Annotated in this window: 22 protein-coding genes; 12 read left to right on the top strand and 10 right to left on the bottom strand. The window is 67.3% G+C overall.

The genetic code is table 11. The annotated features are described in order from the left end of the window. Window positions 1-50 precede the first annotated feature (50 nt). The 3 genes from IU514_RS00350 to IU514_RS00340 all read left to right on the top strand — a co-directional run bounded on the left by IU514_RS00350 (window position 51) and on the right by IU514_RS00340 (window position 3,141). Window positions 51-1,070, top strand: a complete 1,020-nt coding sequence (locus IU514_RS00350) for a ribonucleotide-diphosphate reductase subunit beta (RefSeq protein WP_194929081.1) — start codon at window positions 51-53, stop codon at window positions 1,068-1,070. A gap of 112 nt (window positions 1,071-1,182) precedes the next feature. Further along, window positions 1,183-1,539, top strand: coding sequence for an acyl-CoA thioesterase (locus tag IU514_RS00345; RefSeq protein ID WP_228760385.1), 357 nt, complete (start codon window positions 1,183-1,185; stop codon window positions 1,537-1,539). A gap of 84 nt (window positions 1,540-1,623) precedes the next feature. Further along, window positions 1,624-3,141, top strand: a complete 1,518-nt coding sequence (locus IU514_RS00340) for a glycosyltransferase family 39 protein (RefSeq protein ID WP_194929079.1) — start codon at window positions 1,624-1,626, stop codon at window positions 3,139-3,141. A gap of 24 nt (window positions 3,142-3,165) precedes the next feature. Here the strand turns inward: IU514_RS00340 and IU514_RS00335 are convergent, their stop codons facing one another. Then, on the bottom strand, window positions 3,166-3,576 hold the full coding sequence (locus tag IU514_RS00335) for a group III truncated hemoglobin (RefSeq protein ID WP_194929078.1): 411 nt from the start codon (window positions 3,574-3,576) through the stop codon (window positions 3,166-3,168). A gap of 80 nt (window positions 3,577-3,656) precedes the next feature. Beyond that, a complete protein-coding gene (gene gap, locus IU514_RS00330) occupies window positions 3,657-4,661 on the bottom strand; it encodes a type I glyceraldehyde-3-phosphate dehydrogenase (protein ID WP_194929077.1) in 1,005 nt (334 codons plus the stop codon). 211 nt (window positions 4,662-4,872) lie between these two features. Between gap and IU514_RS00325 the strand changes: the two genes are divergently transcribed. Next, complete coding sequence (locus IU514_RS00325; protein ID WP_194929076.1) at window positions 4,873-5,691, top strand: S1/P1 nuclease; 819 nt, start codon at window positions 4,873-4,875, stop codon at window positions 5,689-5,691. On the opposite strand, the gene IU514_RS00320 is transcribed toward IU514_RS00325, so the two are convergent. Next, complete coding sequence (locus IU514_RS00320) at window positions 5,692-6,258, bottom strand: protein tyrosine phosphatase family protein (protein ID WP_194929075.1); 567 nt, start codon at window positions 6,256-6,258, stop codon at window positions 5,692-5,694. Continuing rightward, window positions 6,255-6,551 (bottom strand): ArsR/SmtB family transcription factor, encoded by a 297-nt coding sequence (locus IU514_RS00315; RefSeq protein ID WP_194929074.1) that lies wholly within the window; start codon window positions 6,549-6,551, stop codon window positions 6,255-6,257. Before IU514_RS00315 ends, IU514_RS00320 begins: the two co-directional genes overlap by 4 nt. 164 nt (window positions 6,552-6,715) lie before the next feature. Here IU514_RS00315 and IU514_RS00310 point away from each other — a divergent pair, with 164 nt between their 5' ends. From IU514_RS00310 to IU514_RS00295, 4 genes are read left to right on the top strand one after another with little or no spacing between them, the layout of a single operon-like run. Beyond that, window positions 6,716-7,582 carry an MBL fold metallo-hydrolase gene (locus IU514_RS00310; protein WP_194929073.1) on the top strand — a complete coding sequence of 289 codons (867 nt, stop codon included), beginning with the start codon at window positions 6,716-6,718 and terminating at the stop codon, window positions 7,580-7,582. Window positions 7,583-7,585: 3 nt separating this feature from the next. Then, a complete protein-coding gene (locus tag IU514_RS00305) occupies window positions 7,586-8,011 on the top strand; it encodes a YeeE/YedE family protein (protein ID WP_194929072.1) in 426 nt (141 codons plus the stop codon). After that, the gene (locus tag IU514_RS00300; RefSeq protein ID WP_194929071.1) at window positions 8,008-8,424 is read left to right on the top strand and encodes a DUF6691 family protein; all 417 of its coding nucleotides are present in this window, start codon (window positions 8,008-8,010) and stop codon (window positions 8,422-8,424) included. Before IU514_RS00305 ends, IU514_RS00300 begins: the two co-directional genes overlap by 4 nt. After that, window positions 8,421-8,873, top strand: coding sequence for a molybdopterin-binding protein (locus tag IU514_RS00295; RefSeq protein ID WP_194929070.1), 453 nt, complete (start codon window positions 8,421-8,423; stop codon window positions 8,871-8,873). Before IU514_RS00300 ends, IU514_RS00295 begins: the two co-directional genes overlap by 4 nt. 19 nt (window positions 8,874-8,892) lie before the next feature. On the opposite strand, the gene IU514_RS00290 is transcribed toward IU514_RS00295, so the two are convergent. The 3 genes from IU514_RS00290 to ligD are packed head-to-tail and all read right to left on the bottom strand — an operon-like array spanning window position 8,893 to window position 13,417. After that, window positions 8,893-9,714 carry a tetratricopeptide repeat protein gene (locus IU514_RS00290; protein ID WP_194929069.1) on the bottom strand — a complete coding sequence of 274 codons (822 nt, stop codon included), beginning with the start codon at window positions 9,712-9,714 and terminating at the stop codon, window positions 8,893-8,895. Window positions 9,715-9,717: 3 nt separating this feature from the next. Continuing rightward, a complete protein-coding gene (ku, locus tag IU514_RS00285) occupies window positions 9,718-10,614 on the bottom strand; it encodes a non-homologous end joining protein Ku (protein WP_194929068.1) in 897 nt (298 codons plus the stop codon). 52 nt (window positions 10,615-10,666) lie between these two features. Next, a complete protein-coding gene (ligD, locus tag IU514_RS00280; RefSeq protein ID WP_194929067.1) occupies window positions 10,667-13,417 on the bottom strand; it encodes a DNA ligase D in 2,751 nt (916 codons plus the stop codon). Window positions 13,418-13,440: 23 nt separating this feature from the next. On the opposite strand from ligD, the gene IU514_RS00275 reads away from it, so the two are divergent. The 4 genes from IU514_RS00275 (at window position 13,441) to IU514_RS00260 (ending at window position 17,605) form a co-directional block, all read left to right on the top strand. Next, window positions 13,441-14,166: a DUF72 domain-containing protein gene (locus tag IU514_RS00275; protein WP_194929066.1), complete on the top strand. Its 726-nt coding sequence runs from the start codon at window positions 13,441-13,443 to the stop codon at window positions 14,164-14,166. Then, window positions 14,163-14,840 (top strand): alpha/beta hydrolase family protein, encoded by a 678-nt coding sequence (locus IU514_RS00270; RefSeq protein ID WP_194929065.1) that lies wholly within the window; start codon window positions 14,163-14,165, stop codon window positions 14,838-14,840. The genes IU514_RS00275 and IU514_RS00270 overlap by 4 nt, the downstream gene beginning before the upstream one ends. A gap of 54 nt (window positions 14,841-14,894) precedes the next feature. Then, a complete protein-coding gene (locus IU514_RS00265; RefSeq protein ID WP_228760384.1) occupies window positions 14,895-16,832 on the top strand; it encodes an acetyl-CoA hydrolase/transferase C-terminal domain-containing protein in 1,938 nt (645 codons plus the stop codon). Between the two features lie 77 nt (window positions 16,833-16,909). Next, window positions 16,910-17,605: a hypothetical protein gene (locus IU514_RS00260; RefSeq protein WP_194929064.1), complete on the top strand. Its 696-nt coding sequence runs from the start codon at window positions 16,910-16,912 to the stop codon at window positions 17,603-17,605. Between the two features lie 70 nt (window positions 17,606-17,675). On the opposite strand, the gene tkt is transcribed toward IU514_RS00260, so the two are convergent. From tkt to IU514_RS00245, 3 genes are all read right to left on the bottom strand, one after another. Beyond that, the gene (tkt, locus tag IU514_RS00255) at window positions 17,676-19,664 is read right to left on the bottom strand and encodes a transketolase (protein ID WP_194929063.1); all 1,989 of its coding nucleotides are present in this window, start codon (window positions 19,662-19,664) and stop codon (window positions 17,676-17,678) included. Window positions 19,665-19,830: 166 nt separating this feature from the next. Next, window positions 19,831-21,144: a dicarboxylate/amino acid:cation symporter gene (locus IU514_RS00250; RefSeq protein WP_194929062.1), complete on the bottom strand. Its 1,314-nt coding sequence runs from the start codon at window positions 21,142-21,144 to the stop codon at window positions 19,831-19,833. 175 nt (window positions 21,145-21,319) lie between these two features. Continuing rightward, window positions 21,320-22,678, bottom strand: a complete 1,359-nt coding sequence (locus tag IU514_RS00245; protein ID WP_228760383.1) for a dicarboxylate/amino acid:cation symporter — start codon at window positions 22,676-22,678, stop codon at window positions 21,320-21,322. Window positions 22,679-22,681: the final 3 nt, after the last annotated feature.

Genomic DNA, 22,681 nt, shown 5'->3' with positions numbered 1-22,681 from the left:
CAGAGCCGCCCGCCGCTGAAGGGCAAGGTCCTCATCCAGAAGAGACGCCCATGTCCGCACAACCTGCCTCGCGCCTGCTCGATCCCGGCTTCGACCTGACCCTGCGGCCGATGCGCTATCCGCAGTTCTACGAGATGTACCGCGACGCGATCCGCAATACCTGGACCGTCGAGGAAGTCGACTTCTCGCTGGACGTCAACGACCTCAAGCACAAGCTCGGGCCGGCCGAGCGGCACCTGATCGAGCGGCTGGTGGCGTTCTTCGCCACCGGCGACAGCATCGTCGCCAACAACCTGGTGCTGAACCTCTACCAGCACATCAACGCACCCGAGGCGCGGATGTACCTGTCGCGCCAGCTATACGAGGAAGCGCTGCACGTGCAGTTCTACCTCACCCTGCTCGACACCTACCTGCCCGACCCGGTTGCGCGCGCCAAGGCGTTCGACGCCGTCGAGAACATTCCATCGATCCGCGCCAAGGCCGAGTTCTGCTTCAAGTGGATCGACTCGATCCAGGACTTGTCGCGCATCGAGACGACGCAGCAGCGGCGCCGTTTCCTGCTCAACCTGATCTGCTTCGCCTGCTGCATCGAGGGCCTGTTCTTCTTTGCCGCGTTCGCCTACGTCTATTACCTGCGCTCGCGCGGCCTGCTGCACGGGCTGGCCTCGGGCACCAACTGGGTGTTCCGCGACGAGAGCTGCCACATGGCCTTCGCGTTCGAGGTGATCAGGACCGCGCGGTCCGAGGAGCCGGGGCTGTTCGACGACGAACTGGCGCGCGAAGTCGTGCAGATGCTGGAGGAGGCCGTCGAGTGCGAGATGCAGTTCGCCCAGGACGTGCTGTCGGGCGGCGTCGCCGGCCTTTCGCCGAAGGACATGCGCCAGTACCTGCAGTACTGCGCCGACCAGCGCCTGGCGCAACTGGGCATGCCGAAGCATTTCGGTGCGACCAACCCGTTCGCCTTCATGGACCTGCAGGATGTGCAGGAAGTGACCAACTTCTTCGAGCGCCGCGTGTCAGCCTACCAGGTCGGCGTACAGGGCGAGGTGGCGTTCGATGCCGCGTTCTGATGCGGCTTCGTCCGCTGCTGTGCTCCCTCTCCCGCCTGCGGGGGAAGGGAGCAAGGACATCAAAGGCGTGCGCGCGGCACGCCCGATCGAAGCGCGCCCGACCGAAGCGCGCATGACAGAGATTGTCTTCCCCGACCACACCAACCATCTGGGCACGCTGTTCGGCGGCCAGGCGCTGGCGTGGATGGACGAAGCCGCCTTCATCGCCGCTTCGCGCTACTCGCGTTGCACGGTCGTGACCGCTCGCTCGGAGCAGATCGACTTCCACCTCGCCGTGCCCAAGGGCGCGCTGGTCGAGCTCATCGCGCGAGTGGTCGCCACCGGACGCACGTCGATGCAGGTCGAGGTCGAGATGTACCGCGAGGACCTGCTCTCCGGCGACTCCGACCTGGCCACGCGCGGCCGCTTCACGATGGTCGCGCTGGATCCACACGGCCAGCCGACGCCGGTGCCCGCGCTGTCCGCCTAGCCGGCACATTGCGCGAGGGCGGGCGGGATGTGCCTAATGCCACATCCCATGCGCCGCCCCGCCAGGAGCGACCCGATGCAGGCCATGCCGTCCGTTCGCCCGCCCAGCCAAATCCGCTGGCTCGCGCTGATCGCCTTCGCATTGCTGGTCCTGCGCCTCTTCACCAACACCCGCTACGGATTCCACCGCGACGAACTCGCGCTGCTCGACGACGCACGCGAACTGGCCTGGGGTTATGTCGCCTATCCACCGCTGACACCCGCATTGGGGCGCATCTCGCTGGAACTGTTCGGCGAGTCGCTGACGGGCTTCCGCCTGTTCGCGGCGCTGGCACAGAGCATCAGCGTGGTGCTGGCCGGCCTGATCGCACGCGAGTTGGGCGGCGGACGCGGCGCACAGATCGTGACGGGACTCGTCGCGGCGCTGGCGCCGTTCTCGATGGTGGCCGGCGGGCTGATGCAGTACGTCAGCGTCGACTACGCGTGGTGGGTGCTGCTGGCCTGGCTGGTGCTGCGGCTGGGCAACAGCGGCGATGCGCGCTGGTGGCTGGCGATCGGTGCGGCGATCGGCCTGGGCATGCTGACCAAGTACACGATGGTGTTCTGCGTGGCCGGCGTGGTCGCCGCGACGCTGGCCACTCCGCTGCGCGCGCACCTGCGCAGCCAGTGGCTGTGGATGGGGGTGGCGCTGTCGCTGTTGCTGTTCCTGCCGAACGCACTATGGCAGTGGCAGCACGATTTCATCTCGCTGGAATTCCTGCAGTCGATCCACGCGCGCGACATGCGCATCGGCCGCACCGACGGCTTCCTGCTGGGCCAGCTCTACGGCAATGCCGGCTTGCTGGCGCTGCCGTTGTGGCTGCTCGGGCTGGGCTGGCTGGTGCTCTCGCCCGAAGGCCGCCGCTACCGCGCGCTGGCCTGGATGTACGCCGTACCGCTACTGCTGTTCGCGCTCGCCCAAGGGCGCGCGTACTACCTCGCCCCGGCCTATCCGATGCTGGTCGCGGCCGGATGTGTCGCAGCCGAGCGCTGGCTGCGGGCGCGCCGGCCGCTGCGCCTGTGGACGTCGCGTCTGGGCGCGGTGACGCTCTCGCTGTGGATCGCCGCCATGGCGGTGGGCAGCGGGCTCGTCGGCCTGCAACTGGCACCGGTCAATTCGACCGGCTGGCGAATCAGCCGCGCCGCGCACGACAACTTCGCCGAGCAGATCGGCTGGCAGGACCTGGTCGCTGAGGTCGCGCGCATCTACTCCTGCCTGACGCCGGAGGAACGCACCCGTACCGCGATCTTCGCCAACAACTACGGCGAGGCGGGCGCCATCAATCTGTACGGACGACAGTACGGACTTCCACGGGCGATCAGCCCGGTGAACTCGTACTGGTACCGCGGCTATGGCATGACATCGCCGCAGACGGTGATCGTGCTCGGCGACGACCGCGAAGGCATGGCCGACACGCCTGCCGACTGTGTGGTGGTCACCCGCATCCGCAATCGATTCGACGTGCCGAACGAGGAAACCCGCGACCACCCGGAAGTCTTCCTGTGCCGCAACCTGCGCATGGACTGGGCCGAGGTGTGGCCGGCCATGCGCAAATTCGGTTGAGCCCGTTCGCTCGAGTGCGGCGCCTCAGCGCGCCGTAGCGATCGGCAGGCCGAGCGGCCGTGCACCTTCCTTGTCGAGCAGGCCCAGGCCGTAACGCAGGCTGTAGCCGATCCGCTGTGCGGTTTCGAGCACTTTCGCGGCATGTTCCGGCGCCAGCACCTCGTTCGCGGTGCTCTGCCACAGCGCGAGCCACTGATCGAAATGCTCGGCGCGGATCGGATGCGGCCGGTGCGCCGCCATCGGGTTGCCGCGATAGCGCTTCGTACCCAGCGTGACCGAAGACCAGAACGCGGTCAGCATGCGCTTGTGTTCAGGCCAGTCGTCGATGGCGGCATTGAACACGGGACCCAGCTCGGGGTCGGCGCGGACCCGTTCATAGAAGCGGTCGACCAGCGTCGCCAGGTCCTGTTCGGTGAGTTCGTGGTTCTCGCTCATACCTTGGTTAACTGTGTCCCGAACCGCAAAAAACAAGGCCGGCAATGCCGGCCTTGTTCATCGATCGTGGTGCGTGCCGCTTACTTGGCGGCGACGACCTTGACCATCTCGAGGCACTTGTTCGAGTAGCCCCACTCGTTGTCGTACCAGCTGACCAGCTTGACGAAGGTGCCGTCGAGCGCGATGCCGGCTTCGGCGTCGAAGATCGAGGTGCGGGTGTCGCCGCGGAAATCGGTGGCGACGACCTTGTCCTCGGTGTAGCCGAGGATGCCCTTCAGCGCGCCTTCCGACTGCGCCTTCATCTCGGCGCAGATCTCGGCGTAGGTGGCGGCGTTGTCGAGTTCGACGGTCAGGTCGACGACCGACACGTCCGAGGTCGGCACGCGGAACGCCATGCCGGTGAGCTTCTTGTTGAGCTCCGGGATCACTACGCCGACGGCCTTCGCGGCGCCGGTCGAGGACGGGATGATGTTTTCCAGAATGCCGCGGCCGCCGCGCCAGTCCTTGTTGGACGGGCCGTCGACGGTCTTCTGCGTGGCGGTGGCGGCGTGCACGGTGGTCATCAGGCCGCGCTTGATGCCCCACTTGTCGTTGAGCACCTTGGCCAACGGCGCCAGGCAGTTGGTCGTGCACGAAGCGTTGGAGATGATCGCCTCGCCCTTGTAGGTCTTGTGGTTGACGCCGTAGACGAACATCGGCGTGTCGTCCTTCGACGGCGCCGACAGCACGACCTTCTTCGCGCCGGCATCGAGATGCTTCTGCGCGGTGGTCTTGTCGAGGAACAGGCCGGTCGATTCGATGACGACGTCGGCGCCGACTTCGTCCCACTTCAGGTTGGCCGGATCGCGTTCCTGGGTCAGGCGGATCTTCTTGCCGTTGACGATCAGCGTGTTGCCTTCGACCTTCACATCGCCCTTGAAGCGGCCGTGCACAGAGTCGTAGCTCAGCATGTAGGCCAGGTAGTCCGGCTCCAGCAGGTCGTTGATGGCGACGATCTCGATCTCGCCAGCGAAGTTCTGGACGGCCGAGCGCAGCACGTTGCGCCCGATGCGGCCGAAGCCGTTGATACCTACCTTGATGGTCATAGCGGAAAGACTCCTGCGGCCACGCCCCTGGCGCAGCGGATGGAAAGGGGATCCCCATTCTAACAGGCGCTGCGCTTGGCCCTTGCCGGCCAGTGTGGACCCGCCAGTGGGCCGCCCAGCGGTGAAGCCGCCGGCCGGGCGTTGGGCCGACGGTGGTTTGCGGCAGAAACCGCAAGCCGCTGGCGAAGCCCCCTGGGCTAAAGTGCGCGCCATGAAACGCCTGCCCCTGCCCCTCATCGCCGCCTCCCTGCTCACCGTCGTCGCGCTGCTGCCCGCGCCAGCCGCCGCTTGGGGCCGCCTGGGCCACCGCCTGGTCGCTGCGCTGGCCTGGGACGACCTGAGTCCGCGCACGCGCGCCGCGATCAACGAACTGCTGCAGGGCGAAGCGGAGCCGACGCTGCCCGGCATCGCCAACTGGGCCGACGAACTGCGCGACCAAGATCCCGACCTCGGCAAGCGCACCTCGAAGTGGCACTACGTCAACATCGCCGAAGACGGCTGCCGCTATGTGCAGGCCCAGCACTGCCCCAATGGTGGCGATTGCGTGGTCGAGGCGATCCGCGCGCAGACTGCGATCCTCGCCGACCGCAAGCAGCCGAAGGCGGCACGCCAGCAGGCGCTGAAGTTCGTCGTCCACTTCATCGGCGACGTGCACCAGCCGCTGCATGCGGGCTACGGCCACGACAAGGGTGGCAACGACCGCCAGGTCAATTTCAACGGCAAGGGCAGCAACCTGCACTCGCTGTGGGACAGCGGCATGATCAACGCCGCCGGCCTCGACGAGACGGCCTACCTGCAACGCCTGCGTGCGATGCCGCTGGCCGTGACGATGTCGCGCACACCGCTGCCCCCCGCATCGGCCGAGTGGGCCGAAGCCTCATGCGCGGTCGTCGTGCGGCCGGGCTTCTATCCGGCCAAGGCCGTCGTCGGCGAGGACTACGTGCAGACCTGGCGCCCGCTCGCCGAGGTGCAACTGCGCCGCGGCGGCGCGCAACTGGCCGCCACGCTCAACGCGGCGCTGGGCCGCTGATCACTCCTTCGGCGGCAGGCCGAGCAGTTCGCGCACGCGCGGCTCGGCACCGGTAAGGCCGGCCTGCTTGCCGAACTCCAGCGCCTGCTCCGGCGACTTCCCGCCCTGGCGCGCGGCACCGATTGCGAGCAGCGCACCCACGCGGTTGCCGGACGCGCAGTGCACCAGCACCTGGCCAGACGACTGCGAGATCGCCGACCACAGCGCGTCCGCGTTATCGGCTGTGATACCTGCGCTGCCGGCGACCGGAATCTGGCGATAGCCCAGGCCCGCGGCCGCAACCTCCGCCGCTTCGTCGCGCCCCTCCAGCTCCACGTCAGGGCGCAGGTTGATCACCGTGGTCACGCCTTCATTGGCCAACTGCTTCCACGCGGTGGCGGCGGGCTGGCCGCCGGTCATCAGGCGTTCGCCGGGACGGCGCAGGTTCGGAACGGGCGGGTTCGCAACGGCATCGGACATGGGCGTCTCGGAAACAGACTGGGCAGGTGTCGCCGCTGCAGCTGCATGCGGCATGGCAGCGATGGCGCACGCGAGCGCGCCTGCAGCGATCATGGATGTCGTGTTCATGCTGGCTCCGCGCAATAGATGGAATGCAACAACGACAGGATGGGCTTGGCCGGCCCCGGCGCGAGCGAATAGAACACCTGCAGACCTTCGCGTCGTGCCTGCACCAGGTTCGCCTCGCGAAGTACCGCGAGATGCTGCGACAGGGCCGACTGGGACAGCGGCATGCGCGACAGCAGTTCGCCCACGCCGAGCTCCTCGTCGACCAGCTGGCACAGGATCATCAGGCGCTGCTCATTGCCGAGCGAGCGCATCAGCGCCGCGGCCTCGGCGGCATACGCTTGCATCTGCTCCATGGCCAAGGCTGGCGCCCTGGAACGTTTGACTCGTGGCAAGACAGCATCCTCATTCACGAAGGCCCCGGCCGGCCGCGAGTGCATTATATGCAGCTTTGCTAAATTAGCAATTACTAATATAATCGGTCGCAACCCCGCATGCCGGCCGCGAACTGGAGGCCACGATGAAGCCCCTGGTCCAACCGTTCTTCCACGCCGACAGCAACACGTGGTCGTACGTGCTGCGCGAACCCGACGGACCGGCCGCAGCGGTGATCGACGCCGTACTCGATTTCGACCCCAAGGCTGCGCGCACGTCGACCACGTCGGCACAGCAACTGCTCGACTTCGTCGGCGAGCACGGCCTGCAGGTGCAGTGGATCCTGGAAACGCACGCGCACGCCGACCACTTCAGCGCCGGCCACTGGCTGAAGTCGCAATGGCCGCAGGCCCGGCTCGCCATCGGCGAAGGCATCCGCAAGGTGCAGAAAACATTCCGGCCGATCTTCAACCTCGACGAACACTTCCCGGTGGACGGTTCACAGTTCGACCACCTGTTCGCGGACGGCGAATCGTTCCGCATCGGCGCACTGGACGCACGCGTCGTCGGCGTGCCGGGCCACACGCCCGACAGCAGTGCCTACCTGATCGGTGATGCATTGTTCACTGGCGACTCGTTGTTCATGCCGGACGGTGGCACCGCGCGTTGCGACTTCCCGGGCGGCGATGCGCGTACTCTGTATCGCTCGATCCATCGCCTGTTCGACGATCTTCCCGACGAGACGCGCGTGTTCGTCTGCCACGACTACGGTCCGGGTGGCCGCGAGATGGCCTGCGAAACCACCATCGGCGCGCAGAAGCGCGACAACATCCACGTCCGCGACGGCGTAGGCGAGGACGATTTCGTCGCGATGCGCGAAGCACGCGACGCGACGCTGGCGATGCCTGCGCTGATCCTGCCTGCAGTGCAGACCAACATCCGCGCCGGTGCATTGCCGCCGCCGGAAGACAACGGCATCCGCTACCTCAAGATCCCGCTGGATCGATTCTGACCCATGCCCACCGAGTTCACTCCCCTCACCGCCCTGATCGGCGGCGCCCTGATCGGGCTGGCCGCTAGCCTGCTGTACGCCTCGCTCGGCCGTATCGCCGGCATCAGCGGCATCCTCAACAGCGCGGTCGACGAACGCGAGGGCCGTGGCTGGCGACTCGCCTTCCTGCTCGGCCTGATCGCCGGCGCCGCAGCCTGGTTCGCGTTCGCCGGTGCACCGGGACGCGATGACTTTCCACTGCCGTGGCTGCTCGCAGCAGGCCTGCTGGTCGGCTTCGGCACGCGTTGGGGCAACGGCTGCACCAGCGGCCACGGCATCTGCGGACTGGCCCGGTTGTCGAAACGTTCGCTGCTGTCGGTGCTGGCGTTCATGGGCACCGGCTTCATCACCACTTTCGTCATGCGGCACGTGATCGGAGTGGCGGCATGAAGCGGATCGCTTTCGCCGCAATCTGCGGCGCGCTGTTCGGGCTGGGCCTGGCTGTCTCGGGCATGACCAACCCCGACAAGGTGCTGAACTTCCTCGATGTCGCCGGCCACTGGGATCCGTCGCTGGCGCTGGTGATGGGCGGCGCGCTGGTGGTCGCCGTGCCGGCGTTCGCGTGGATACGACGACGCGACGTCGCCTTCTGCGGCGATGCACTGGCGCCCGCGCCCTCGTCCCGCATCGATCGCCGGCTGCTGATCGGCAGCGCATTGTTCGGCATCGGCTGGGGCATCGCCGGCTACTGCCCGGGACCGGCGCTGGCCAATCTCGCGCACGGAACAATGGAAGCGGTTGTGTTCATCGCGGCCCTGCTGGCAGGCTCGCAACTGGCCCGACGCTTCGCGAATACGCCATGACCCGACGACTGATCGCCCTGCTCCTCGCCTGCTGCCCACTGGCTGCAGCCGCGGCCACGGCAGTGGATGTACCGCTGGACCCGGCAGTGATCGCGAAGCTGCCATCTGTACCGGTCCGCACCGTCGTCCACGAGAAGAAACTCGAATGCCAGGGCGTGTCGCTGCTCGCACTGCTGCGTGCCAGCGGTGCGATGCCGGGTACACCGCTGCGTGGCCCGGAACTCGCTCGCGTGGTGGTGGTCGGCGCGCGCGACGGCTATCGCGCGGCCTTCGCGCTGGCCGAACTCGACCCGTCGCTCGGCGCCCGCGAAGTGGTGCTGACCAACCGCTGCAACGGCAGCGCACTGGATGCGCACGACGGTCCGTGGCGCCTCGTCGTCCCGGGCGATTCGCGTCCGGCGCGCTCGGTGCGCCAGGTCGAGTCGATCCGCGTCGTCGACGCGCCCTGACGAACGAGCGCCGGCGACCTCACCCGCCGGATTCGCCCACCAGCTTGCGGTAGCGCGCCATGTGCCGGATCGCCTGGCGCGGCTCGCCGAGGTCCTCGAACAGCAGCGCCAGGTTGTAGTGGCAGTCGGCGAACTGCGGGTCTTCCTTCAACGCGGCCTCATACGCACGCACCGCGTCCGGCTTGCGGTCGAGGTCGTCGAGCAGCACGCCCAGGTTGTAGAACAGCAATGCATCGTGGGCGCCGGCATCGATGGCCTCTCGATAGACACGCTCCGCGCGATCGAGCTGGCCCGCGTCGTGCAGCAGCCGGCCGAGGTTGATGCGCGCGTGCAGGTGGTCCGGAACATCGGCCAGCGCACGCTCGTAGGCCTGCATCGCGGCATCGGCATCTTCGCGTTCCAGCGCGACGCCGCGCGCATACCAGTCGCCGTCTTCGGAGGGCGGCAGCGTCTGCACCTGTTCGATCACGCGCAGCGCGCCCTGTGCTGGGTCGCCCTCGAACGCCAGCAGGTACTGACCGGATTCGGCATGCCAGCGGTTGCCGCCCTCGCGGACGACGACATGGTCGGCGATCGCGCCGATGCTCAGTCCCGACAGCGGCATCGCCTCGGGCAAGCGGCTGCGCAGTTCGCGCAGCGCGCGCATGATTCGCCGCCGGGGTACGTTGGCGACCTCCAGCGCCTGCGCGGTGCGCAGGACGATCAGGTCCTGGAACGAGAAGCGCAGGCTGTTGCGCGGCCCCCGCATCGGCGCGACGAAGCCGGCCTCCACCAGCGCGCGCACGGTACTGCGCGACAGGCGGAGCAGCTTCTCGACATCGCGCACCCCGTACTGGTGCATGCCCTATTTGGCCCGCCGCGTGCCCTTGCGCTTTTCGGGCCCGGGCTCGGCGGCTGGCGCCTGCTTGGCCGGCTTGCGTGCCGGTTTGGCAGCGGCCACCGGCGCCTTGCGTGCCGCGGCCGGCGCTTTCCGCTCCAGGCTGGCCCGCAGCGCCTCCATCAGATCGATGATCTGCGCGCCACCCTTCTCCGGCTCCTCGACCAGCGTGATCTGCTTGCCATCGACCTTCTTCTGTACGGCGGCCTCGATGCGTTCGCGCACCTCGTCCTTGTACGCGGTCGGGTCGAAGGTGTCCGACGCCTGCTGTTCGATCAGCTGCTCGGCCAGCTTGAGTTCGGCCGGCTTCACGTCGGCACTGGGAATGTCGAGGTCCCTGATCGAGCGCACCTCGTCGGAATACAGCAGCTGCTGCATGACCAGACCGTCCTCGAAGGGCCGGATCATCACGATGTACTGCTTGCCCCGTGCAGCCCAGCGGCCGATCGCACACTTGCCTGACTCGCGCAGCGCACGCGAGAACAGCGCATACGGCCTTGCGCCCCCCTTGTCGGGTGCGAGGTAGTAGGACTTGTCGAAGTACACCGGGTCGATCGCCGCGATCGGCACGAACTCGGTGACGTCGGCAGCATGCGTCCCGGCCTCCTCCATCGCCTTGAGCTCCTCCGGCTCGAACATCACGTACTGGTCCTTGGCGAACTCGAACCCCTTGACGATCTCGTCGCGCTCGACCGGGATGTCCTCCTTCGCGCAGAACAGCTGCTGCTTCAGCCGCGAGCCGCAGGTCTTGTGCAGCAGGTTGAACGAGATCGTGCGGCTCGATTCGGTGGCGGTGTACAGCTTCACCGGAATCGACACCAGCCCGAAGGAGATGCTCAATGACGCGATGGAACGGGCCGCCATGACTGCCTCCGCTGGGCCGCCGTGCAGATGACGGCGGCGTGAAGATGCGTGCCTATTTCAGTATCCGCACCAGGTCCTGCTTGCGCTTGAGTGCATCGCGCCAGCGGTCGCCCGTGTGGGCCAATCTTGTTATCGCACCGCCCATGCGAAAGTCCAGTGGATGCGCATCGGCCAGTTCGTCCCAGGTCAGCGGCATGGACACCGGCGCGCCGGGCTCGCCGCGCGGCGAGTAGGCCACGTTCAGCGTCTTGCCGCGGACATTCATGTTGTGGTCCATGAAGATCTTGCCGGTGCGCTTGGGCACGCTCCAATCCATGGTGATGTCCTTCGGATACAACCTCATGAGGTGCCGGCTGACCAGCTCGGACACCTGGCGGACGGCATCGAAGTCGAGGTCGCGCCTGATCGGCACGAACACGTGCAGCCCGGTTTTTCCCGAGGTCTTCACGATCGGCTCCAGCGACATGCCCAGCAGCAGTTCGCGCAGGTGGAAGGCGATCTCGCGTCCCTTGTCGAACGCGACGGTATTCAGCTCCGGCTCCGCACCCGGCGCCTCCTTGCCGGAATAGATGTACGGGTCGATGTCGAAGACGACGTAGTCCGGGTAGTTCAGCACCGAGGCTTCGAGCGATTCCAGTGAGGTCGCGTAGTCGGTGGACTTCGAGACCGCATCCGGGCCGACCCGCGCGCGCGAATGCCAGACGTGGAACTCCAGCGTCCCGGATTGCGCAAGCCACAGCAGCGTCGGCAGGTTGTTGCATAGCAGGTACTCGTGCTCCTCGTCCTTGTGCCCCGAATAGACGGTGACGGATTCGACGAACGCCGGCCGCTCCTGCGTCCAGTGCTTCTGGAAAAAACGCTGTCCGCCGATGCCGTCGGGCATGCGGATCATCGTCAACGGACGATCGGCCAGGTGCGGCAGCATCAGCGGCGATACCTGCGCCAGGTAACGCAGCAGGTCGCGCTTGGTCTGGGGTGGCGACTGCAGGCCCGGCGCTGCCGGCCAGTACACGCGGTCGAGGTGGGTCAGCCGGATCCGGTGCGTGCCCACGGTCAGCTCGAAGGCGTTCTTCGAACCATCGAGCCGCGCCAGGACTTCTTCGATGTCATGCCCCGTTCGCCCGCCATCGCCGCCAAGGCGGGAGCCCACGGATCCGGCGCTTTTCACGGCAACGTCCTTGGGTCCCCGCCTTCGCGGGGATGACGAGTTGGCGTTCCGCCGCACCTGCGCCGGATCGATGTCCTCGCGCAGCCGCAGGAATACGGGGGCTCGCAGGTGCGCATCCTCGGTCCATTGCTGGAACTGCACCTCGGCGACGAGCTCCGGCTCGACCCAGGTCGTCGGATTGGGCAGCTCGGGCTTCTCGGCGAAGGGACAGGAAGACCGCTTGAGCGGCTCCAGCCGCGACTGCAGCAGCTTGAGGCTGCGCGCATCGAACCCGGAGCCCACGTGCGAAGCGAAGCGCAGTTCGCCATCCTCCCAGTAGCCGACCAGGATCGCGCCCAGCGCTTCGCGCGATCCCTTGCCGCGTGTGTAGCCGCCGATCACGAACTCCGCGCTGTGCACCGGCTTGACCTTCAGCCACGACGGCGAGCGCCGGCCGGACTGGTAGCGGCTGTCCAGGCGCTTTCCGACCACGCCCTCGAAACCGCTGGTCAATGCCGCTTCCTGCAATGCGATGCCATCCTCGTCGGCATGCACGAGCTGCACGAGCGGCGACGGCAGCAAGGCCTGCGTGAGGTAGCGGCGACGATCGCGGTACGGCACATCGCGCAGGTCGACGCCGGCGAAGTACGGCATGTCGAAACAGAAGAACACCGCCGGCACGGCACGATCCGCGGCTGTCAGCTCCGCCGGTGTCTTCAGTTGCACGCGGTTCTGCAATGCGTTGAACGACGGCACGCCGTTCGCATCGAAGGCGACGATCTCGCCGTCCAGCACCATGCCATCGACGCCCTGCCCGGACAGCTCGTTCACCAGCGCGGGGAAGGCAGCAGTCAGGTCCAGTCCACGGCGCGAGCGCAGCCGCACGCCCTCCTTGTCGATGAATGCCATTACGCGGTAACCATCGAGCTTCGGTTCCCACATCCAGCCTTCGCGGCGGAAGGCTGCGTCGCCGATCTCCGCCAGCATCGGCGCTATGGTCGCGGGCATCGCCTTTGGTGTTCCATCGCCCGCACTTGGCGCGAGCTGCGCCGCCGGAATGCGATGCGCCGGCACGCTCTTCATCTCCGCCACGCTGACGCCCGAAAGCACCGAGCGATCGCGCGCGGTGATGTCGTCCTTGCTGACGAAGCGGTCGCGATGCTTGATCAACAGCCACTGCTTCGCGTCCTTGGTGCGCACCAGGGCGAACGATCCTTTCAGCTTCTCCCCGCGCAACTGCAGGCTGAGCTTGCCTTTCTCGATGCCTTCGCGGACCTGCCGCTCCGCTTCGGCACGGTCGTGGAACCAGGTTCCGTGCTCGTCGGGGCTGTACGTGCCGCAATCCCACACGATCACCTCGCCCGAGCCGTACTGCCCGGGCGGGATCACGCCTTCGAACGATCCATAGTCGAACGGATGATCCTCGACGTGCACCGCCATGCGCTTGTCGGCGGGGTCGAGCGAAGGCCCCTTCGGCACTGCCCAGGACTTGAGGACGCCATCGCACAGCAGCCGGAAGTCGTAGTGCAGGCGTCGTGCCGAATGCTGCTGCACCACGAACAGCAGGGGCCCGCCGCCACCTTCGGCCACCACCGGCTTCGGCTCGGGGGTGGCTTCGAAACGGCGCTTGGCGGAATATTCGCTGAGCTTGGCCATTCGTACCTTCGCGGAGTCGGACGATGACTGCACCACGGTGTTGGGCCGGTGCCAGTGGCTATTCCTTCAAGGAATGGAAGGGCGACTTCTATCCCGAGAAGATCAAGCCCGATGCCATGCTGGCCTTCTATGCGCAGCACCTGCCCACGGTCGAGATCAACAACACCTTCTACCAGATGCCCCGGCCGCCGGTGCTGGAGCACTGGTCCGAGGCGACGCCGGCCGATTTCCGTTTCTCCATCAAGGCCTCGCGGCGCATCACCCACGACGCCCGGCTGAAAGCCGACGCCGCCGCCGATTCGGTGGTCTATCTCTACCGGACCCTGGATACGCTGGGCGTGAAGCGCGGGCCGGTGCTGTTCCAGTTGCCCCCGTTCCTGAAGAAGGACCTGCCGCGGCTGGGCGAGTTCCTGAAACTGCTGCCGGCCGATCATCGCGCTGCGTTCGAGTTCCGCCACGACAGCTGGTTCGACGACGACGTGTATTCGCTGCTGCAGCAGTCCGCAGCCGCGCTGTGCCTGTCGGAACGCGAGGACGATGCCCCGCCGCCGCTGGTCGAGACCGCGCCTTGGGGCTACGTCCGCCTGCGCCTGGAGCAGTACTCCGACGACGACCTCGCGCAGTGGACGCGACGTCTTCTGGAGACGTCCTGGCAGGATGTGCACGTGTACTTCATGCACGAACCGACCGCTCCGGCCTATGCGCAGGCGCTGATGCGGCTGTCCGGTCAAGTCGGAGGCAGCGCATGAAGGCGACAGCGCTATCGGTCACGCTCGACGACGGGCAGCAGGTCTCCGCCTTGCTGGAGCTGCCACAGGATGCGCGCGCCTGTTACGTGCTGGGGCACGGCGCCGGCGCCGGCATGACGCATCCGTTCATGACCGCGGTTGCGGAGGGCCTCGCGGCGCGGGGTATCGCGACGTTGCGATACCAGTTCCCGTACATGGAGCGAGGCTCCCGGCGCCCGGATACGCCGAAGCTGGCGCAGGCCACCGTGCGCGCGGCGGTGGCCGAGGCCGCGCGCCAGGTGCCGGACGTTGCGCTGTTCGCCGGCGGCAAATCCTTTGGCGGTCGCATGACGTCGCAGGCGCAGGCCGCCTCGCCGCTGCCCGGTGTCCGCGGCCTGGCGTTTTTGGGCTTTCCGCTGCATCCCGCCGGCAAGCCCTCCGTCGAGCGCGCGGCGCACCTCGCCGACATCGACGTCCCGATGCTGTTCCTGCAGGGCACCCGTGACGAACTGGCCGAACAGGCGCTGCTGCAAGCCACGGTGGACGAACTGGGAGCGCGTGCGCAGTTGCACTGGCTCGACGGGGCCGATCACTCCTTTCATGTCCTGGCCCGCTCCGGCCGCAAGGACGTCGAGGTCATGGCCGAGGCGCTGGATGCGATGGTGCGCTGGATCGATGCCGTGGCTCTGCGTTAGTCCGTGCGCCGGGCCTCCGCGACCCACTCACACCGCAGCCGGTAGGCTGACGACATGACCCGCCCTGCACCGCTCATGCTCGACTCCCTCGATGCCGCCATCGATGCGCTGCTGGCGCGCATCGGTGGCCCGCTGCATGTCGGCGCTCCGCTGGGGCTGGGCAAGCCGCATCGTCTACTCAATGCGCTGTATGCCCGCGTCGAACGCGACCCGTCGCGAAGGCTGCATCTGTATACCGCGCTGTCGCTGGACCCGCCCGGCAAGGGCAAGGGCCTGGAGGCCCGCTTCCTCGGGCCGTTCGTGCAGCGCCATTTCGGCGACGACTTCCCGCGACTGGCCTATGTGCAGGCACTCAAGCGCAATGCGCTGCCGCCGCACATCGAAGTCGAGGAGTTCTACATGCAATCCGGCGCGATGCTCGGCTCCGCGCAGGCACAGCAGCATTACGCCAGCCTCAACTACACGCATGTCGCGCGCGCCCTCGGCGACCGCGGGGTCAACGCCATCGTGCAGAAAGTCGCGCGCTCGGCCGATGGCATGCGCTTGTCGCTGTCGTGCAATACCGACCTGACTTTCGATGCCATCGACGCCATCGTCGCGCGCGGCCTGCCGCGGCCGCTGCTGGTGGCAGAGGTCGATCCGGGCCTGCCGTGGCTCGGGGGCAGCGCCGCCGTGGATGCGGATTTCTTCGACATCGTGGTGTCACCGCCCGGCCCGCACCCGAAGCTGTTCGGCCTGCCGCGCCAGCCGGTCAACGACGCCGACTACGCAATCGGGTTCCATGCCAGCACGCTGGTCCTGGACGGCGGCACGCTGCAGATCGGCATCGGCGCGCTGGCCGATGCGCTGTGCCACGCGCTGGTGCTGCGCCACACCGACAACGCCGAGTACCGCCGCGTGCTGCGCGCGTTGCTCAATACCGGTGCGGACGACCCGGCGTTGGGGCCGTTCGCCGAAGGCCTGTATGGCTGCAGCGAGATGATCAACGAGGGCTTCCGGCGACTGGTCGAGGTCGGCGTGATCCGGCGGAAAGTCGTCGACGACGTGGAGCTGATGCAGCGTGTCGACGCAGGACGCGCCAGCGATGACGACCTTGCCCGCCTCGAACGCGAAGGCGAATACCTGCATGGCGCGTTCTACCTGGGTTCGCCGGATTTCTACCAATGGCTGCGCACTCTGCCGGAGGACGTCTGCCGTGGCATCGGCATGAAGCGCGTCAGCGCGGTCAACGAGCTCTACGGCGGCAACGAAGCGCTCGAACGCCTGCAGCGCCGGCGCGCGCGCTTCTTCAACAGTTGCATGATAGCGACCGTCCTCGGCGCCGCGATATCGGACGGGCTCGAAGACGGCCGCGTCGTCTCCGGCGTGGGCGGCCAGTACAACTTCGTCGCGATGGCACATGCGCTGCCGGATGCGCGCTCGGCGCTGATGCTGCGGGCCACGCGTGAGGCAGGCGGACGCCTTACGTCCAACATCGTGTGGAACTACGGGCACACGACGATTCCGCGCCATCTGCGCGACTTCTACATCACCGAGTACGGCATCGCCGACGTGCGGGGGCTTAGCGACGGGGACTGCATCGCGGCGATGGCGGCGGTGGCCGACGCGCGCTTCCAGTCGGGGCTGCTTGATACCGCCCGGCGCCATGGCAAGCTCCGCGACGGCGTCGCCGTGCCGGAAGAGGCCGCCGGCAATACGCCGGAGCACCTGCGAACAGCGCTGGCACCGTTCCGGACCGCCGGAAGCCTGCCCGACTATCCGCTGGGCAGCGACTTCACCACGGTGGAGCAGCGCCTGGTCAAGGCCCTGGGCTGGCTCAAGACGGGGACGGCCACGCGCTCGGGCAAGGTGCGCGCCGTGCTCGCCGCGCTGACCGCGGGCCGCTGCGACGACGCCGAGGCGCTGGGGCGCATGCAGCTTGCCGAACCGCGCGGGCTGGGCGAACGGATCGAAGCGCGCCTGGTCGGGCTGGCGCTGAAGCGGACGGCTTAGGCGCGCCTGTCCGGTACTCCGGTTCGGGCGGGGACATTGCCTATACTGGCGATCCAACGCCAGGGAGTTCATGCCGGATGTCCGCCGATAACGTGTACCGCCATTTCTACCGTACCCGACGCCTCGGTGCGGCCGAACTCAGCGACGGCGGCGGGCCGTTCGGTTTCGACATCACGACGGCACTCGAATTCGATTTCCTGATCGAGCGCTACCAGTGCGATGCCATCATCGAGACGGGCAGCAACGCCGGCGATACCACCGAGTACCTGGCGCGTGCGTATCCCAACCTCACCATCGTCACCTGCGACGTGGTCGACCGCTACGTCGACCTGGTCAAGCGCCGGGTCGGCTTCATGCCGCACACGCACGTGGAGAAGATCGACTCGCCCGAACTGATCGCCAAGTTCCGCGACCGCTTCCGCTGCCCGCTCTACTACCTCGACGCGCACTGGTACGAGGCGTGGCCGCTGGAGCGCGAGCTGTCGCTGATCGAGAACGGCGTGGTCTGCGTGGACGACTTCAACATCGGCAACCCGCGCTTCGGCTTCGACAAGTACAAGGAAGTGGAGTGCGGCCCGGACATGCTGGGACGCTTCATCGACAAGATTCCGCACTACTACACCAACAACCCGGACGCGGAATACGAACTGCCCTGCCTGCAGAACGGCCGCCGCGGCGGCAAGGCCTACTTCACGATCGGTCAGAAGCACGACCACATGCAGCACCACCGCTATTTCCGGCGCCACGAGACGCCACGGCCGACCGCCGCCTGATCGTCACTGGACAGCAAAAGAAAAAGCGGCCAACAGGCCGCTTTTCTTTTGTTACCAACCCGGTGCGCGGTCAGAGCGACTTCGCCGCCTCGACCACGTGCTCGACGGTGAAACCGAAGTGCGGGAACAGCTTCTCCGCCGGTGCCGACGCGCCAAAGCTGTCGATGCCGATCACCGCGCCGTCGAGGCCGACGTACTTGCGCCAGAAGTCGGTGACACCGGCTTCGATGGCCACGCGCTTGCGGCAGGCCTTGGGCAGCACCGATTCGCGGTAGTCGGCGTCCTGGCGGTCGAAGACATTGGTCGAGGGCATCGACACCACGCGGACCTTGTCGCCGAGCTTTTCGGCCGCCTGCATCGCCAGGCCGACTTCCGAGCCGGTCGCGATCAGGATGATCTCCGGCGCACCGGCCGAGTCCTTCAGCACGTAGCCGCCGCGTGCGATGTCGGCGACCTGCTGCTCGCTGCGCGCCTGGTGGGCGAGGTTCTGGCGCGAGAAGATCAGGCAGCTCGGGCCGTCATTGCGCACGATCGCCTGCTTCCACGACACCGCCGACTCGACCGCGTCGCACGGGCGCCACAGGTCGTTGTGCGGGATGTAGCGCAGCGAGGCCATGTGCTCGATGGGCTGGTGGGTCGGGCCGTCCTCGCCCAGGCCGATCGAGTCGTGGGTGTAGACGTGGATCGCGTGCGCGCCCATCAGCGCGCTCATGCGCACCGCATTGCGCGCGTAGTCGCTGAACACCAGGAAGGTCGCGTCGTACGGGATGAAGCACTCGTGCAGGCCCAGGCCGTTGCTGATCGCGGTCATCGCGAACTCGCGCACGCCGTAGTAGACGTAGTTGGCGTTCGGGTCGTCGCTGGCGACGGACTTGCTGCCCTTCCACAGGGTCAGGTTGGAGTGCGCGAGGTCGGCGGAGCCGCCGATCAGTTCCGGCAGCAGCGGCGCGAACGCTTCGATCGCCATCTGCGAAGCCTTGCGCGAGGCCACGACCGGGCCTTCGGCCTGCAGCTTGGCGATGTAGGCGTCGGCGGCGGCGATGAAGCCTTCCGGCAATTCGTTGCGCGCACGGCGCAGCAGTTCGGCGGCGAGTTCGGGATGCTTGCGCTGGTAGGACGCGAACAGCTGGTTCCACTGGTCCTCGCGGCCCTGGCCGTTGCTGCGCACGCGCCAGCCGTCGTAGATCGCCTCGGGAATTTCGAACGGCGCATGCGGCCAGTTCAGCGCTTCGCGCGTGGCGACGACCTCGTCCTTGCCCAGCGGCGCGCCGTGGCTGGATTCCTTGCCGGCCTTGCCCGGCGAGCCGAAACCAATCGTGGTGCGGCAGCAGATCAGCGTGGGCTTGTCGGCCGACTTCAGCGCGGTGTCGATCGCGGTCTTGATCTCCTCGCTGTCATGGCCGTTGACGCCACGCACGACGTTCCAGCCGTAGGCCTCGAAACGCGCCGGCGTGTCGTCGGTGAACCAGCCGTCGGTGTTGCCGTCGATAGAGATCTTGTTGTCGTCCCAGAAGGCGACCAGCTTGTTCAGGCCCCAGGTGCCGGCCAGCGACGCGGCCTCGTGCGAGATGCCCTCCATCAGGCAGCCATCGCCCATGAACACCCAGGTGCGGTTGTCGATGACATCGAAGCCGGACTGGTTGAAGCGCTGCGCCAGCAGCTTCTCGGCCAGTGCCATGCCGACGGCATTGGCGAAACCCTGACCGAGCGGACCGGTCGTGGTTTCGATGCCCGAGGTCATGAAGTTTTCCGGGTGACCCGGCGTCTTGGATTCGAGCTGGCGGAAGTTCTTCAGCTCGTCGATCGCCAGGTCGTAGCCGGCCAGGTGCAGCAGCGCGTACTGCAACATCGAACCGTGGCCGTTGGACAGCACGAAGCGGTCGCGATTGAGCCAGTTCGGGTTGTTCGGGTTGTGGCTCAGGTAGTCGTTCCAGAGCACCTCGGCGATGTCGGCCATGCCCATGGGCATGCCGGGATGGCCGGAGTTGGCGGCCTGCACCGCGTCGATGGCGAGGAATCGGATGGCGTTGGCGAGGTCGCGGCGGCTGGGCGTCGTCATGGCGGTCTGGTTTGGGTCTCGGTCCCTGCGGGAGCGGGGCGGGAACGGGAAGGTGGGGATCGGCGAGCGGGCAACTCCCCAGGCGCGAACGGGGAGGACAAAGCGGCGGCTATTGTCCCACCCGGACGCCGCCCTGTCGCCCCACCGGCCTGAACCGGCGTACCGGTCAGGCCGCGGCTGACGTATCCGGCGCCCCGCCCTCGCCCCGGGACACCACGGTCGCCAGCATCAGGTCGCCGGTGACGTTGAGCGTGGTCCGGCACATGTCGAGGAAGCGGTCGACGCCGAGGATCAGGCCGATGCCCTCCGGCGGCACGCCGACCATCCCGCAGATCAGCGCCACCACCGGCAGCGAGCCGGCCGGCACGCCGGCCGTGCCAATGCCGCCGAGGATGCAGACGAACATGACCGTGGCCTGCTGGCCCAGGGACAGTTCGACGCCGAAGAATTGCGCGAGGAACAGCACGGTCACGCCCTCGAACAACGCGGTGCCGTTCTGGTTCGCGGTCGCGCCCACGGTCAGCACGAAGCGCGACACCTGTCGTGGAAGGCCGAGTTCCTCGTCGGCCACGCGCAGGGCCGTCGGCAGCGTCGCGTTGCTGGAGGCCGTGGAGAAGGCCATCACCATCGCCTCCTGCACGCCCTTGAAGAATCGCACCGGCGAGTAGCCGCCGATGAACTTCAACGTCAGCGAGTACACCACGAACATGTGCAGGGCCAATGCCAGCACGACCACGCCGACATAGGCGCCCAGGCGGGCCAGCAGTTCCCACCCGAACAGCGCGGCCAGGTTGAACATGAAGCAGAACACCGCATACGGCGCCAGCCGGATCACCAGGCCGATCAGGATCATCGACACCTCGAACAGGCCCTCGATGCCGCGCTGCAGGATCTCGGTGGCAGGGCTGCGCTTCAACACCAGACCGATGCCGAGCATCAGCGCGAAGAACATCACCGCCAGGATGGCGTTGTCGGCGGCGGCGCTGATCACGTTGTCCGGCACGATCGCCATCAGCATGTCCAGGCCCTTGGGCTGGGTGTGTGTGCTGCTGACGATGGCGCTGGCGCGGTCGGAACTTTCGCTGAGCAGTTGCTGGGCCGTGGCGGGATCGATGCCGGCACCGGGCTTGAACCAGTTCACCAGCAACAGGCCGAGCAGGACCGCGATGCCGGACACGATGACGGTGAGGGCCAGCGTCTTCCAGCCGATGCGCCCCAACGAGCGCACATCCCCCATCTCGGCCACGCCGATCACCAGCGCCGAAAACAGCAGCGGGATCACCAGCATGAAGATCAGGCGCAGGAACAGCGTTCCCGCGGGCTGCGTGATCCAGGTGGTGAACCATTGCACGGCCGGCGCGTGCGGGCCGATACCGTAATGCACGATCAGTCCCAGCAGCAGGCCGGCGGCGAAACCGATCGCCATCTTCCAGTGCAGCGGCAATCCGGGCTTGCCGGTGCGGTGACTCGTCTCGGCCATCGCGGTGCTCCACGCAGGCTGCGGGATCACCGGATCATGCAGCAGGGCGCGTGGAGGGCCCCTTCATGCGTACCGGGCGCGGGAGCTTCAGGCCAGGAGCGGACGCCCGGCATGCCGCGGTACTCCAGGCCACGGATTCCGCCTTCCCCGCATCGGGGAAAGGCGGATGCGGCGATCAGGTCGCAGCTTCGGGCGCGCCGTCGCCGGTGCCGATGACGGCAGCGGCCTCGGCCTCTTCGACCTCGCCGCTGCGGTTGGCGACCACCACGGCGGTGGCGAGGTCGCCGGTGACGTTGAGCGCGGTGCGGCACATGTCGAGGAAACGGTCGACACCCAGGATGATGCCGACGCCTTCCGGCGGGATGCCGAGCACGGCGCAGATCATCGCGATCACCGGCAGCGAACCGGCCGGCACGCCGGCCGTGCCGATGCCGCCGAGCAGGCACAGGCCCAGCACCATGACCTGGTGCGCCAGCGTCAGCTCGATGCCGAACGCCTGCGCCAGGAAGAGCACGGTGATGCCCTCGAACAGCGCGGTGCCGTGGTGGTTGGCCGAGGCACCGACGGTCAGCACGAAGCGCGAGACCTTGCGCGGCAGCTTCAGGTTCTGCTCGGCGACGCGCAACGTGACCGGCAGCGTGCCGGTCGAGGATGCGGTGGCGAAAGCGGTCAGCAGCGCTTCCTGGCTGCCGCGGAAGAACGCGCGCGGGCTCATGCCACCGGCGAACTTCACCCACAACGGCAGCACGATGAACATGTGCACGGCGATCGCGGCGATCACGGTCAGCGCGAACTTGCCCAGTACCAGCAGCAGCTCCCAGCCGAACTGGGCGCACAGCGCGAACATCAGGCACGCCACCGCGTACGGCGCCAGCTTGATGATCATGCCGATCAGGCGCATGCAGATTTCGAACAGGCCCTGGATCGCATTCTTGAACGCCTGCGTGGCCGGGCTCGGCGTCATCACCAGGCCGATGCCGATCATCAGCGCGAAGAACATCACGCCCAGCTTCTGCTTGTCGTCGACGGCGGCGGCGATCACGTTCTTCGGCACGATGCCGAGCAGCAGCTTCATGAAGTCGAGCTGCTGGCCGGTCGCGGCGATCTCGCCGGCCTTCTGCGCGCCCTGCGCCATCGCCTGGTCGAGCATGCCGCGGTCGAGGCCGTGGCCGGGCCCGATCAGGTTGACCATCAGCAGGCCGATGCCCACTGCGATCAGCGTGACCACGGCGGTGTAGATCAGCGTGCGCCAGCCGAGCCGGCCGAGGCTGGCGACGTCGCCCAGTTCGGCCACGCCCAGCACCAGCGCCGAGAACATCAGCGGCAGCACCAGCATGAACAGCAGGCCGAGGAACACCTGCCCGACTGGCTGCGCCACGTAGCTCACCAGACCTGTGACCAGCGGCGAACCCGGGGCGACGAAGTGCGCGAACAGGCCGAAGCAGGCGCCGGCGATGAAGCCGATCAGCACCTTGACGTGCAACGGCATGCCCTTGGTCGGCATGTTGATCTCGGGCAGGCTGGCGTGGCTCATTCG

Source organism: Lysobacter niastensis, from assembly GCF_015453285.1.
In the GTDB taxonomy this organism is placed as follows: Bacteria; Pseudomonadota; Gammaproteobacteria; order Xanthomonadales; family Xanthomonadaceae; genus Lysobacter_J; species Lysobacter_J niastensis.
This window is presented reverse-complemented; position numbering and strand designations above follow the sequence as displayed.

Excerpts from the sequence above, each read along its gene's own strand:
- IU514_RS00350 (WP_194929081.1), top strand. The coding sequence starts at position 51 with ATGTCCGCACAACCTGCCTCGCGCCTGCTCGATCCCGGCTTCGACCTG.
- IU514_RS00345 (WP_228760385.1), top strand. The coding sequence starts at position 1,183 with ATGACAGAGATTGTCTTCCCCGACCACACCAACCATCTGGGCACGCTG.
- IU514_RS00340 (WP_194929079.1), top strand. The coding sequence starts at position 1,624 with ATGCCGTCCGTTCGCCCGCCCAGCCAAATCCGCTGGCTCGCGCTGATC.
- IU514_RS00335 (WP_194929078.1), bottom strand. The coding sequence starts at position 3,576 with ATGAGCGAGAACCACGAACTCACCGAACAGGACCTGGCGACGCTGGTC.
- gap (WP_194929077.1), bottom strand. The coding sequence starts at position 4,661 with ATGACCATCAAGGTAGGTATCAACGGCTTCGGCCGCATCGGGCGCAAC.
- IU514_RS00325 (WP_194929076.1), top strand. The coding sequence starts at position 4,873 with ATGAAACGCCTGCCCCTGCCCCTCATCGCCGCCTCCCTGCTCACCGTC.
- IU514_RS00320 (WP_194929075.1), bottom strand. The coding sequence starts at position 6,258 with ATGAACACGACATCCATGATCGCTGCAGGCGCGCTCGCGTGCGCCATC.
- IU514_RS00315 (WP_194929074.1), bottom strand. The coding sequence starts at position 6,551 with ATGGAGCAGATGCAAGCGTATGCCGCCGAGGCCGCGGCGCTGATGCGC.
- IU514_RS00310 (WP_194929073.1), top strand. The coding sequence starts at position 6,716 with ATGAAGCCCCTGGTCCAACCGTTCTTCCACGCCGACAGCAACACGTGG.
- IU514_RS00305 (WP_194929072.1), top strand. The coding sequence starts at position 7,586 with ATGCCCACCGAGTTCACTCCCCTCACCGCCCTGATCGGCGGCGCCCTG.
- IU514_RS00300 (WP_194929071.1), top strand. The coding sequence starts at position 8,008 with ATGAAGCGGATCGCTTTCGCCGCAATCTGCGGCGCGCTGTTCGGGCTG.
- IU514_RS00295 (WP_194929070.1), top strand. The coding sequence starts at position 8,421 with ATGACCCGACGACTGATCGCCCTGCTCCTCGCCTGCTGCCCACTGGCT.
- IU514_RS00290 (WP_194929069.1), bottom strand. The coding sequence starts at position 9,714 with ATGCACCAGTACGGGGTGCGCGATGTCGAGAAGCTGCTCCGCCTGTCG.
- ku (WP_194929068.1), bottom strand. The coding sequence starts at position 10,614 with ATGGCGGCCCGTTCCATCGCGTCATTGAGCATCTCCTTCGGGCTGGTG.
- ligD (WP_194929067.1), bottom strand. The coding sequence starts at position 13,417 with ATGGCCAAGCTCAGCGAATATTCCGCCAAGCGCCGTTTCGAAGCCACC.
- IU514_RS00275 (WP_194929066.1), top strand. The coding sequence starts at position 13,441 with ATGACTGCACCACGGTGTTGGGCCGGTGCCAGTGGCTATTCCTTCAAG.
- IU514_RS00270 (WP_194929065.1), top strand. The coding sequence starts at position 14,163 with ATGAAGGCGACAGCGCTATCGGTCACGCTCGACGACGGGCAGCAGGTC.
- IU514_RS00265 (WP_228760384.1), top strand. The coding sequence starts at position 14,895 with ATGACCCGCCCTGCACCGCTCATGCTCGACTCCCTCGATGCCGCCATC.
- IU514_RS00260 (WP_194929064.1), top strand. The coding sequence starts at position 16,910 with ATGTCCGCCGATAACGTGTACCGCCATTTCTACCGTACCCGACGCCTC.
- tkt (WP_194929063.1), bottom strand. The coding sequence starts at position 19,664 with ATGACGACGCCCAGCCGCCGCGACCTCGCCAACGCCATCCGATTCCTC.
- IU514_RS00250 (WP_194929062.1), bottom strand. The coding sequence starts at position 21,144 with ATGGCCGAGACGAGTCACCGCACCGGCAAGCCCGGATTGCCGCTGCAC.
- IU514_RS00245 (WP_228760383.1), bottom strand. The coding sequence starts at position 22,678 with ATGAGCCACGCCAGCCTGCCCGAGATCAACATGCCGACCAAGGGCATG.